This window comes from Streptomyces sp. S4.7 (assembly GCF_010384365.1).
Lineage (GTDB): Bacteria > Actinomycetota > Actinomycetes > Streptomycetales > Streptomycetaceae > Streptomyces.
The window spans coordinates 1,454,899-1,466,520 of the sequence record NZ_CP048397.1; the positions used below are offsets into that span (position 1 = coordinate 1,454,899).

Annotated in this window: 12 protein-coding genes; 5 read left to right on the forward strand and 7 right to left on the reverse strand. The window is 69.1% G+C overall.

The window, feature by feature from the left end:
- Nucleotides 1-126: 126 nt before the first annotated feature.
- The 3 genes from SSPS47_RS06420 to fabG all read right to left on the reverse strand — a co-directional run bounded on the left by SSPS47_RS06420 (nucleotide 127) and on the right by fabG (nucleotide 2,214).
- Complete coding sequence (locus SSPS47_RS06420) at nucleotides 127-555, reverse strand: hypothetical protein (protein ID WP_164249407.1); 429 nt, start codon at nucleotides 553-555, stop codon at nucleotides 127-129.
- A 164-nt stretch (nucleotides 556-719) separates the two neighbouring features.
- Nucleotides 720-1,490, reverse strand: coding sequence for an enoyl-ACP reductase FabI (fabI, locus tag SSPS47_RS06425; RefSeq protein WP_147872018.1), 771 nt, complete (start codon nucleotides 1,488-1,490; stop codon nucleotides 720-722).
- Nucleotides 1,491-1,494: 4 nt separating this feature from the next.
- Nucleotides 1,495-2,214 carry a 3-oxoacyl-[acyl-carrier-protein] reductase gene (gene fabG / locus SSPS47_RS06430; RefSeq protein ID WP_164249409.1) on the reverse strand — a complete coding sequence of 240 codons (720 nt, stop codon included), beginning with the start codon at nucleotides 2,212-2,214 and terminating at the stop codon, nucleotides 1,495-1,497.
- Nucleotides 2,215-2,404: 190 nt separating this feature from the next.
- Between fabG and SSPS47_RS06435 the strand changes: the two genes are divergently transcribed.
- From SSPS47_RS06435 to tyrS, 3 genes are all read left to right on the forward strand, one after another.
- Nucleotides 2,405-3,928 carry a TldD/PmbA family protein gene (locus tag SSPS47_RS06435; protein ID WP_164249411.1) on the forward strand — a complete coding sequence of 508 codons (1,524 nt, stop codon included), beginning with the start codon at nucleotides 2,405-2,407 and terminating at the stop codon, nucleotides 3,926-3,928.
- A gap of 82 nt (nucleotides 3,929-4,010) precedes the next feature.
- On the forward strand, nucleotides 4,011-5,408 hold the full coding sequence (locus SSPS47_RS06440) for a metallopeptidase TldD-related protein (RefSeq protein ID WP_164249414.1): 1,398 nt from the start codon (nucleotides 4,011-4,013) through the stop codon (nucleotides 5,406-5,408).
- A 66-nt stretch (nucleotides 5,409-5,474) separates the two neighbouring features.
- The gene (gene tyrS, locus SSPS47_RS06445; protein ID WP_164249416.1) at nucleotides 5,475-6,752 is read left to right on the forward strand and encodes a tyrosine--tRNA ligase; all 1,278 of its coding nucleotides are present in this window, start codon (nucleotides 5,475-5,477) and stop codon (nucleotides 6,750-6,752) included.
- Between the two features lie 150 nt (nucleotides 6,753-6,902).
- Here tyrS and SSPS47_RS06450 read toward each other — a convergent pair whose 3' ends face one another.
- A complete protein-coding gene (locus SSPS47_RS06450; RefSeq protein WP_164249418.1) occupies nucleotides 6,903-7,190 on the reverse strand; it encodes a GlsB/YeaQ/YmgE family stress response membrane protein in 288 nt (95 codons plus the stop codon).
- Nucleotides 7,191-7,406: 216 nt separating this feature from the next.
- Here SSPS47_RS06450 and SSPS47_RS06455 point away from each other — a divergent pair, with 216 nt between their 5' ends.
- Both SSPS47_RS06455 and SSPS47_RS06460 read left to right on the forward strand, forming a co-directional pair.
- Nucleotides 7,407-7,781 (forward strand): DUF3099 domain-containing protein, encoded by a 375-nt coding sequence (locus SSPS47_RS06455; protein WP_164249420.1) that lies wholly within the window; start codon nucleotides 7,407-7,409, stop codon nucleotides 7,779-7,781.
- A 249-nt stretch (nucleotides 7,782-8,030) separates the two neighbouring features.
- Complete coding sequence (locus tag SSPS47_RS06460; RefSeq protein ID WP_164249422.1) at nucleotides 8,031-8,288, forward strand: hypothetical protein; 258 nt, start codon at nucleotides 8,031-8,033, stop codon at nucleotides 8,286-8,288.
- On the opposite strand, the gene moaA is transcribed toward SSPS47_RS06460, so the two are convergent.
- From moaA to SSPS47_RS06475, 3 genes are all read right to left on the reverse strand, one after another.
- The gene (moaA, locus tag SSPS47_RS06465) at nucleotides 8,271-9,260 is read right to left on the reverse strand and encodes a GTP 3',8-cyclase MoaA (protein WP_164249423.1); all 990 of its coding nucleotides are present in this window, start codon (nucleotides 9,258-9,260) and stop codon (nucleotides 8,271-8,273) included. The two genes, SSPS47_RS06460 and moaA, sit on opposite strands and share 18 nt — an antisense overlap.
- A 150-nt stretch (nucleotides 9,261-9,410) precedes the next feature.
- Nucleotides 9,411-11,045, reverse strand: a complete 1,635-nt coding sequence (locus tag SSPS47_RS06470; RefSeq protein WP_164254414.1) for a cation acetate symporter — start codon at nucleotides 11,043-11,045, stop codon at nucleotides 9,411-9,413.
- An 8-nt stretch (nucleotides 11,046-11,053) separates the two neighbouring features.
- Nucleotides 11,054-11,422: a DUF485 domain-containing protein gene (locus SSPS47_RS06475; protein ID WP_164249425.1), complete on the reverse strand. Its 369-nt coding sequence runs from the start codon at nucleotides 11,420-11,422 to the stop codon at nucleotides 11,054-11,056.
- Between the last annotated feature and the right edge of the window lie 200 nt (nucleotides 11,423-11,622).

Here is an 11,622-nt window from a genome sequence, read left to right on the forward strand (position 1 = left end):
CCCGAGAGGGCGGGGCCAGGGGGTGTCTTGTTCGATCGGCCGGATCGGGGAGTGCCCGCCGCGGCAGCGGCTGATGTCACGTCGGCGCCGTGGATCGGGAGCCCGGCCTGATCGGCAGGACACCTCTCAGGGGTCGACGCGTGCGTGGCTGACCCAGGCGGAGTCGACTTCCTTCCAGCAGCGTCCGGTGAGCTGGAGATGGCGCGCGGGCCCGGCCTCGGCCGGGGCGCTGTCGGAGTCGACGTCCCACCAGCGCGCGCACTCCACGTGCAGCTGGACGCGGTCGGTCCCGGGGTACGGATTGTGACAGTACGCGGTCACCGACGAGCCCTTGATCGCCGTACGGCAGGAGGCCCCGAACGGGTCGCGCTCGCCGCCGTCACGGCCGTCGGCGGCCGCGGTCGCCCGCCCGGCGCCGGCCGTGTCCGCCACCGAGGCCTTCTTCACCGGGGGCGGCGGCGGATCGTCCCGTACGAGGGCGGTGACGGCGAGACCCGCCACGATCAGCACCGCAACGGTCAGCGAGGCGGCCACCTTGCGTGCTCTGCGGTACACAGCGACACCTCCTCCCCGATCAGTGTGCGGGGAGTCGTCGCTCTTATCGACTCGGACGGCTACGTACGGTGAGAACTCTGCGTCCCACGACGCGAGGGAGCCGCGTGCCGCCTTCCGGCGGTCACGCGGCCCCCTCGGCCCGTCGTGGTCAGGCCCGTCGTGGTTCAGGCGCCCATCATGTGGACACCGCCGTCGACGTGGACGATCTCGCCCGTCGTCTTGGGGAAGAAGTCCGACAGCAGCCCGACGACGCCACGGCCCGTCGGCTCCGGGTCGGCCAGGTCCCAGCCGATCGGCGCGCGGTGGCTCCACACCTCGGCCAGGTCCTCGAAGCCCGGAATGGACTTGGCGGCCATCGACTTGATGGGGCCGGCCGAGATGAGGTTGCAGCGGATGTTCCGGGCACCCAGGTCACGGGCCAGGTAGCGGTTGGTGGATTCGAGCGCCGCCTTGGCGACGCCCATCCAGTCGTACTTGGGCCAGGCGAACTGCGCGTCGAAGGTGAGTCCGACGACCGAGCCGCCCCGCTCCATCAGCGGCAGACATGCCGTGGTCAGCGACTTGAGCGAGTACGCCGAGACGTGCACCGCCGTGCTGACGTCCTCCCACTGCGCCTCCAGGAAGTTGAAGACGCCCTGCGGGCCGAAGGCGATCGAGTGCACGACACCGTCGAGGCTCGCGCCCTCGCCCTGGTGCTCACGGATCCGGTCGGCGAGGGAGTCCAGGTGCTCCTGGTTGGTGACGTCCACCTCGATGACGGGGGCGGGCTTGGGCAGCCGCTTGGCGATGCGCTCGACGAGCGAGAGGCGCCCGAAGCCGGTCAGGATGACGTCCGCGCCCTCTTCCTGCGCGATCTTGGCGGCGTGGAAGGCGATGGAGGAGTCGGTGAGGACACCGGTGATGAGGATGCGCTTGCCGGCGAGGATTCCACTCATGTGATCAGTGACCCATGCCCAATCCGCCGTCAACGGGAATGACGGCTCCAGTGATGTACGCGGCGTCGTCCGACGCGAGGAAGCGCACCGCGGCCGCGATCTCCTCGGGCAGCGCGTAACGGCCGAGGGGGACATTGGCGACGATCTTCGCGCGCTGCTCGTCGGTGAGCACCTTGGTCATGTCGGTGTCGACGAAACCGGGCGCGACGACGTTGAACGTGATGTCGCGCGAGCCGAGTTCGCGGGCGAGCGAGCGGGCGAAGCCGACGAGCCCCGCCTTGGAGGCCGCGTAGTTCGCCTGGCCGGCCGAGCCGAGCAGCCCGACCACGGAGGAGATGAGCACGACGCGTCCGCGCTTGGCTCGCAGCATGCCGCGGTTGGCGCGCTTGACGACGCGGAAGGTGCCGGTGAGGTTGGTGTCGAGGACGGAGGTGAAGTCGTCCTCGGACATCCGCATCAGCAACTGGTCCTTGGTGATACCGGCGTTGGCGACCAGCACCTCCACGGGGCCGTGCGTCTCCTCGATCTCCTTGTAGGCCTGCTCCACCTGCTCGGCGTCGGTGATGTCGCACCGGACGGCGAGGGCACCCGCCTCTGTCAGGGCCTCGGGCGGTTCGCCCGAGCGGTAGGTGATGGCGACCTTGTCGCCGTTGCCGACGAAGGCCAGGGCAATGGCGAGGCCGATGCCCCGGTTTCCTCCGGTGACGAGAACCGAGCGGCTCAACGGAGCACCTTTCGTAGCTGTCTGGTTCCTGGAAAACCTATCGGTCGATCCCCCGGTCCGTGGACTCGGGCATTGACAGGGCCTCGGGACGGTCACTGTGGGGTCTCTACATAAACGCGGCGAAATTCCCCTCCGTACCGCATGATTCACTGCGGACACCTTTACCGAGGCGTGTGAAAGGGAGGCCGACGTGCCCCATGAGGTAGATCAGTCGTTTCTGGCACTGCCGCTGAGGGCGCTCGCCGACGCGGCGCTCGCCAGGGCGCGTGCTCTCGGTGCCGACCATGCCGACTTCCGGTTCGAGCGGGTGCGGAGCGCGGCCTGGCGGCTGCGGGACGCCAAGCCCGCCGGGTCCTCGGACTCCACCGACCTCGGGTACGCGGTCCGCGTCGTGCACGGCGGCGCGTGGGGGTTCGCCTCCGGGGTCGATCTGACCATGGACGCGGCGGCGCGGGTCGCCGGACAGGCCGTGGCGATGGCCAAGTTGTCGGCGAAGGTGATCGCGGCGGCGGGCTCGGACGAGCGGGTGGAGCTGGCCGACGAACCGGTGCACGCGGAGAAGACCTGGGTGTCGGCGTACGACATCGACCCGTTCGAGGTGCCGGACGAGGACAAGACCGGTCTCCTGGCGGAGTGGAGCGCGCGGCTGCTGCGCGGGGAGGGCGTCGCGCATGTGGACGCCTCGTTGCTGACCGTCCACGAGAACAAGTTCTACGCGGACACGGCGGGCACCGTCACCACACAGCAGCGCGTCAGGCTGCACCCGCAGCTCTCGGCGGTCGCCGTGGACGGCAAGAGCGGCGAGTTCGACTCGATGCGCACGATCGCGCCGCCGGCCGGCCGGGGCTGGGAGTACCTGACGGGCACCGGCTGGGACTGGGACTGGGAGCTGGAGCAGATCCCGGCGCTGCTCGCGGAGAAGATGCGCGCGCCGAGCGTCGAGGCGGGGACGTACGACCTGGTCGTCGACCCGTCGAACCTCTGGCTGACGATCCACGAGTCGATCGGGCACGCGACGGAGCTGGACCGGGCGCTCGGTTACGAGGCGGCGTACGCGGGCACGTCCTTCGCGACCTTCGACCAGTTGGGCAAGCTGGCGTACGGCTCGTCGATCATGAATGTGACGGGTGACCGGACGGCGGAGCACGGGCTGGCGACGATCGGATACGACGACGAGGGCGTCGAGGCCCAGTCGTGGGATCTCGTCAAGGACGGCACGCTCGTGGGCTACCAGTTGGACCGGCGGATCGCGAAGCTGACGGGCTTCGACCGCTCCAACGGGTGCGCGTTCGGCGACTCGCCGGGCCATGTGCCGGTGCAGCGCATGGCGAACGTGTCGTTGCGACCTGATCCGGGCGGGCTCGGCACGGAGGACCTGATCGGCGGTGTGGAGCGCGGGATCTATGTGGTCGGCGACCGTTCGTGGTCGATCGACATGCAGCGGTACAACTTCCAGTTCACCGGGCAGCGGTTCTTCCGGATCGAGAACGGCAAGCTGGCCGGGCAGTTGCGGGACGTCGCCTACCAGGCGACGACGACGGACTTCTGGGGCTCGATGGAGGCGGTCGGCGGACCGCAGACGTATGTGCTCGGCGGCGCCTTCAACTGCGGCAAGGCCCAGCCGGGCCAGGTGGCGGCGGTCTCGCACGGCTGCCCGTCGGCCCTGTTCCGCCAGGTGAACATCCTCAACACGACGCAAGAGGCCGGACGATGACGGGAACCACGGGAATCGGCCGGGGGTCCGGGGGGCGTTCCCCGGGTCGGCACAGTCTCAACACGACGCAGGAGGCCGGACGATGAGCACGAGCAGCAGCGGCAAGCCGCACGAGATCGTCGAGCGGGCCCTCGCGCTGTCGGCCGCCGACGGCTGCGTGGTCATCGCCGAGGAGCGGTCGACCGCCAATCTGCGCTGGGCGGGCAACGCGCTCACGACGAACGGCGTGACCCGCGGCCGTACGCTCACCGTCATCGCGACCGTGGACGGCAAGGAGGGGACCGCCTCCGGTGTGGTGTCCCGATCCGCCGTCACCGCCGACGAGTTGGAGCCGCTGGTGCGCGCCGCCGAGGCCGCCGCCCGTGGCGCGGGTCCGGCGGAGGACGCCCGGCCGCTCGTCGAGGCCGGTGCGGCGTCGAAGGACTTCACCGACGCGCCCGCCGAGACGACGTCCGCGGTCTTCGCCGACTTCGCACCGGCGCTCGGCGAGTCCTTCGCGCGTGCCCGGGCCGGCGGCCGTGAGCTGTACGGCTTCGCGAACCACGAGTACACGTCGACGTACCTGGGCACGTCCACGGGCGTACGGCTCCGTCATGACCAGCCCAACGGCACCCTGGAGCTGAACGCCAAGTCTCCCGACCGGTCGCGATCGGCCTGGGCGGGGCGGGCGACGCGCGACTTCAGGGATGTCGATCCGGCGGCGCTCGACGCGGAGCTGGCGCGGCGCCTCGGGTGGGCGGAGCGCCGGATCGAGCTGCCCGCGGGCCGGTACGAGACGCTGCTGCCGCCCACCGCGGTGGCGGATCTGCTGATCTACCAGCTCTGGTCGTCGTCCGCGCGGGACGCCGCCGAGGGCCGGACGGTCTTCTCCAAGCCCGGCGGCGGCACCCGGGTCGGTGACACCCTCGCGGAGCTGCCGCTGTCGCTGCGCAGCGACCCGAACGAGCCGGGCCTGGAGTCCGCGCCGTTCGTGATCGCGCACTCCTCGGGCGACGACGCGTCGGTGTTCGACAACGGTCTGCCGCTCCACGCGACCGACTGGGTGCGGGACGGCAAGCTGGACCGGTTGATCACCACCCGGCACAGCGCGGAGCTGACCGGGCTGCCGACGGCCCCTCCGGTGGACAATCTGATCCTGGACGGCGGCGGTGGGCGTTCGCTGGAGGAGATGGTCGCCGGCACCTCGCGCGGCCTGCTGCTGACCTGCCTGTGGTACATCCGCGAGGTCGATCCGGCGACGCTGCTGCTGACGGGGCTGACCCGGGACGGCGTCTATCTCGTCGAGGACGGCGAGGTCGTCGGCGAGGTGAACAACTTCCGCTTCAACGAGTCGCCGGTCGGTCTGCTCTCGCGGGTGTCGGAGGCGGGACGGACGGAGAAGACGCTGCCGCGTGAGTGGGGCGACTACTTCACCCGGGCCGCGATGCCCGCCCTGCGGGTGCCGGATTTCAATATGAGTTCGGTCAGCCAGGGCGTATAACCTCGGGGGCGTTCCGTCGTCACGGACGCCGGACGGACCTGACTCATCGAAGGAGACGCGAGAAACGTGACGGATATCGTCGACGAGCTGCGGTGGCGTGGGCTGATCGCCCTGTCCACCGACGAGGACGCACTGCGCAAGGCGTTCGCGGACGGCCCCGTCACGTTCTATTGCGGCTTCGACCCGACCGCGCCGAGTCTGCACCTGGGAAATCTGGTCCAGATCCTCACCATGCGCCGGATCCAGCTGGCGGGGAACCGTCCGCTGGGTCTGGTGGGCGGGGCGACGGGGCTGATCGGGGACCCCAAGCCGAACTCGGAGCGCACGCTCAACGAGCCCGAGGTCGTCGGTGAGTGGGTGCAGCGGCTTCGCGGGCAGATCGAGCGGTACCTGGACTTCGAGGGTCCGTACGCGGCGACCATGGTCAACAACCTGGACTGGACGTCGGGTCTGTCGGCGATCAGCTTCCTGCGGGACGTCGGGAAGTACTTCCGGGTCAACAAGATGATCGCGAAGGAGGCGGTCTCGCGGCGGCTGAACTCCGACGCGGGCATCAGCTACACCGAGTTCAGCTACCAGATCCTCCAGGGGATGGACTTCCTGGAGCTGAACCGGCGCTACGGCTGCACGCTCCAGACCGGCGGCAGTGACCAGTGGGGCAATCTGACGGCCGGCACGGACCTGATCCACCGGGTCGAGCCCGAGGCGTCGGTGCACGCCCTGGCCACGCCGCTGATCACCAAGGCCGACGGCACGAAGTTCGGGAAGACCGAGTCGGGCACGGTCTGGCTCGACGCCGAGCGGACGACACCGTACGCGTTCTACCAGTTCTGGCTGAACGCGGAAGACCGGGACGTCTCCAAGTTCCTGCGGATCTTCAGCTTCAAGTCCCGTACGGAGATCGAGGAGCTGGAGAAGCTGACCGAGGAGCGTCCGCAGGCCCGCGCGGCGCAGCGGGCGCTGGCCGAGGAGCTGACGACGCTGGTGCACGGCGCCGATCAGTGCGCCGGTGTGGTCGCGGCGTCGAAGGCGCTGTTCGGCCAGGGCGAACTGACCGGGCTGGACGCGGCGACACTGGCGGCGGCCCTGTCCGAGGTGCCGCACGCGCGGGTGGCCGAGCTGGTGCCGGTGGTGGATCTGCTCACCGAGGTCGGGCTGGCGCCGAGCAAGTCGGCGGCGCGGCGCACGGTGAAGGAGGGCGGGGCCTACGTGAACAACGTGAAGGTCACGGACTCCGAAGCCGTCCCGGACGCCGGGGAGTTGCTGCACGGGCGCTGGCTGGTGCTGCGTCGGGGCAAGAAGAACCTCGCCGCGGTCGAGGTCACGGCGGACACGGTCTCCTGACCGGACGGCGGGCCTCGCCCCGGACGGCAAAAGGCAGCGGTACGGCCCGGTACGCGTATGGCGTACCGGGCCGTGGCCTTGTCCGACATGCCCTTTGACCTGCTCTTTGAGCTGCCCCACGCCCGTCCGGGCCGCTGCCGGGGCCGGTCGTCATCTGGACGCTCTGGCCCGTCCTCTCGCGCTCCGGATCGACGACCAGAGCATGTCGCCCACCCCGACGACCACGATGGCGCCGATCAGCTGGAGCACGTGCCGTGTCCAGTCGATGCCCTTGGTGTCCTCGACCCCGAGCCAGCCCGCGGCCGCGTTGCCGAGGATGCTGCCCAGGATTCCGAACACGGTCGTCAGCCACAGTGGGATCTGCTGCTTGCCGGGGATGATCGCTTTGGCGATCAGACCCAGGACCAGACCCACGATGATTGCCCACAACCAGCTCATGGTCGCCTCCTCGTGCGGCGCACTCTGCGCATGTGGGCCAAGTCTCGGTGTGCCCGGCGTACGCCGCATGCCGAACAGGGCCGTACGTGGCCCGGCGGGGACGCGCTGCGTCGCCGACGAGCGGTCCCCCCTCTCGTGGGCGACGCACGGCGGGCGTACCGTTGTGCGGGTCCGGCACGGGGAGCGGCCGGCGAGGGAATCGGATGGTGGGTCGTGATGCGGAAGCAGCGCAGCGCCGAGGTCTTCCAAATCACGGGAGCGAGGCGGGGACTCGACGAGGACGTGCGCGGCCGGCAGCGGCGCTATGTCATCTCCATGCTGGTGCGCACGCTGGGGATCATCCTGGCCGTGGTTCTGTGGAATGTTGAGCGTTATGTGGCGATTGCGGGCCTCGTACTGGGCATCCTGCTGCCCTATGTGGCGGTCGTGATCGCCAACGGAGGCCGGGAGAGGGCCCGCTCGCTGCCGTCGACCCATCTCGACCCGGCGGTCCGGCCGATGATCGCTCCCGCCCCCGCGACGGGCGGAGCGGAATCCGGCGCGCGGTCCGCGAACCACGGACACCCGGCTCCCCCGCGCGAGCGCGCTTAAGCCGCACGAAATCAAAGCTCAAGAAAAGCTCAGATCAATCATGAAGTTCCGGTGCACCTGAGGCCACTACCCGTGACATACTTTGTAGGCGCTCCGCATCCCCCGTCGGAGCGACGGACCGACGCCGGGCAGCTCCCCCCGTGGCTGCTCGGCGTCGCCTTTTTTGAGCGTTTTCTCCTGAGAGCAGACCATATGCCCGAAAGATCACCGGGCGACGGCACGCTCTGGTCACCGCCTAGGCTGGAGGCCGTGGACCTCTTCGATTTCCCCGGCGCCGCTTCCGGTCCCGACGGACCCGTCTGTTCGGCCAAGGGCTGCCGCGCCGCCGCCGTATGGGTGCTGGCCTGGAACAATCCCAAGCTGCACACGCCCGAGCGCCGCAAGACCTGGCTGGCCTGCGACGAGCACCGCGAACACCTGTCGTCGTTCCTCGGTGTCCGCGGGTTCCTCAAGGACGTGGTCGCTCTGACCGACTGGGAGCGGGAGCACTCAGCCGCCGATGGCTGACATGGGCCGGTCGGGCTGGAGGAACGCCGGGTCGTCCAGGCCGGAGCCGGCCTTCTTGCCCCACATCGCCAGCTTCCAGAGCGTCGCGACGGACTCGTCGGTGGCGTCCGACCGCAGGGCCGCGCGCAGATCGGTCTCCTCACGCGCGAACAGGCAGGTGCGCACCTGACCGTCGGCGGTGAGCCTCGTGCGGTCGCAGGCCGAGCAGAACGGGCGGGTGACGGAGGCGATGACGCCGACCCGGTGCGGGCCCCCGTCCACGATCCAGCGCTCGGCGGGAGCGGACCCGCGCTCCTCGCCGTCCTCCTCGGTCAGTGTGAAGCGGGTGCTCAGCGACTGGAGGATGTCGCCGGCGGTGATCATTCCGTCACGCTTCCAGCCGTGCTGGGCGTCGAGCGGCATCTGCTCGATGAAGCGCAGCTCGTAGCCGTGTCCGACGGCCCAGGCGAGCAGTTCGGGGGCCTCGTCGCCGTTGAGCCCCGGCATCAGGACGGTGTTGACCTTGACCGGGGTCAGCCCCGCCTCGCGCGCGGCGGCCAGTCCGTCGAGCACGTCCTGGTGGCGGTCGCGCCTGGTGAGGGTCTTGAAGACGTCCCGCCGCAGGGTGTCGAGGGAGACGTTGACACGGTCGAGGCCGGCGGCCTTGAGCGCCGCGGCCGTGCGCTTGAGCCCGATGCCGTTGGTCGTCAGCGACATCCTGGGACGGGGGGCGAGGGCCGCGCAGCGCTCGACGATCCCGACGAGACCGGGGCGCAGCAGCGGCTCACCGCCGGTGAAGCGGACGTCGCGGACGCCGAGCCGGGTCACGGCGATACGGACGAGTCTGACGATTTCGTCGTCGGTGAGGAGATCGGGCTTCGCGAGCCACTGAAGGCCCTCCTCCGGCATGCAGTAGGTGCACCGGAGATTGCACTTGTCGGTGAGTGAGACTCGCAGATCGGTGGCCACACGTCCGTAGGTGTCGATGAGCACGGTGAGTCCCCTTACCCTCGTGATGCCTGTTCCGAGCGTACGGCAGAGCGGTGACAACGACGGGGGCCGTTTGCCACGAGGAGCGGCGTGGCCGCGTCGTAGGACTCTACGACGCGGCCACGCCAAAGGCACTCGTTCCGGTGGAGTCGATCAGTGCGCTCCGGTGCCGGTGAGCGACTTGACCTCCAGTTCGGCGTACTTCTTGACGTCCGGCTCCTCCTTGGACATGAGCGATCCCAGCCAGCCGAGCAGGAAGCCGAGCGGGATCGAGATCAGGCCAGGGTTCTCCAGCGGGAAGAACGCGAAATCGACGTCCGGGAACATCGAGCTGGGCTTGCTGGAGACGACCGGGGAGAACAGCACCAGCAGGACGGACGAGGACAGACCGCCGTAGATCGACCAGAGCGCGCCCGTCGTCGTGAACCTCTTCCAGAAGAGGCTGTAGAGAAGGGTCGGCAGGTTGGCCGAGGCGGCGACCGCGAAGGCGAGGGCCACGAGGCCGGCGACGTTCAGATCGCGGGCGAGGGCGCCGAGCGCGATGGAGACGACACCGATGGCGACGGTCGCGTAGCGCGCGGCGCGCACCTCCTCCTTCTCGGTGGCCTTGCCGCGGCGGATGACGTTGGCGTAGATGTCGTGCGCGAACGACGACGAGGACGCCAGTGTCAGACCGGCCACGACCGCGAGGATGGTGGCGAAGGCGACCGCGGAGATGACGGCGAGCAGGATGGCGCCGCCGGTGGAGTCCCCGCCGCCGCCGATCTCCATGGCGAGCAGTGGCGCGGCCGTGTTGCCGGCCGGGTTGGAATCGGTGATCTCCTTCGGCGTGAGCAGCGCCGCGGCGCCGAAGCCCAGGGCGATGGTCATCAGGTAGAAGCCGCCGATGATGCCGATGGCCCAGTTGACGGACTTACGGGCGGCCTTGGCCGTGGGCACGGTGTAGAAGCGGATCAGGATGTGCGGCAGACCGGCGGTGCCGAGGACGAGCGCGATGCCCAGGGAGATGAAGTCGAGCTTCGAGGTCTCCGTGAGGCCGTACTTGAGTCCGGGCTCCAGGAATGCCGCGCCCTTGCCGCTGTTGGAGGCGGCGCTGCCGAGCAGGTCGGAGACGTTGAAGTTGAACTTGAGCAGCACCAGGAAGGTGATGAGCAGGGTGCCCGCGATGAGCAGAACGGCCTTGACCATCTGGACCCAGGTGGTGCCCTTCATGCCGCCGATGGTGACGTACACGATCATCAGGATGCCCACCAGGGCGACGATCAGGATCTTGCCCGCGTCGCTGGTGATGCCGAGCAGCAGGGAGACGAGGACGCCCGCGCCCGCCATCTGCGCGAGCAGGTAGAAGATCGAGACGACGATGGTGGAGGCGCCGGCGGCCGTACGGACGGGGCGCTGTCGCATCCGGTAGGCGAGGACGTCGCCCATCGTGTAACGGCCGGAGTTGCGCAGTGGTTCGGCGACCAGCAGCAGTGCGACGAGCCAGGCGACCAGGAAGCCGATGGAGTAGAGGAAGCCGTCGTATCCGAACAGGGCGATGGCGCCGGCGATACCGAGGAAGGAAGCGGCGGACATGTAGTCGCCGGAGACCGCGAGTCCGTTCTGGAAGGCGGTGAACTGCCGTCCGCCCGCGTAGAAGTCGGCGGCGCTCTTGGTCTGCCGGCCGGCCCACACGGTGATGACGAGGGTCGCGATGACGAACAGGGCGAAGAGCGTGATGATCAGCGGCCGGTGCTCGCTCGCGTCGGAGTTGGCGAGGTGGATTCCCGCCGCCTCGGTCAGCTGGATGGTCGGGCTCACAGGTCGGCCTCCATACGGGACTTGATCGCCGCGCCCTTGGGGTCGAGCTTCTGCGATGCGAACTTCGAGTAGAACCAGGCGATGAGGAAGGTGGTGACGAACTGGCCGAGGCCGAAGACGAAGGCGACGTTGATGTTGCCGAAGAGCTTGGTGCCCATGAAGCCGCCGGCGTAGTTGGACAGCAGGACGTACAGCAGGTACCAGGCGATGAAGGCAAGGGTCAGGGGGAAGGCGAAGGAGCGGTAGGTACGGCGCAGTTCACCGAATTCCGGGCTCTCCTGGACCTGGACGAACTGGGCTGTCGTGGGCTGGGCGGGGGTGCTGGTGTCCGAATCGCCCTTGGGCGGCGGTCCATCGGTAGCCACGGAATCTCCTCGTGACGCGAGTGCGGTAGGGGTGGTCGGTACGGGCGCTGACTGGGGGTGTAGTTGTTCCACCCCCTGACAACGGCACGGAGTGCGCGTCGAAGTGGTTCAACACCGGCGTTTTTCTGACCGAAATCATTGATGAGCAGGGACGATCAGCGATAGCTTCGCTCGTCATGTACCCGTCCGTGCGCAGCGTG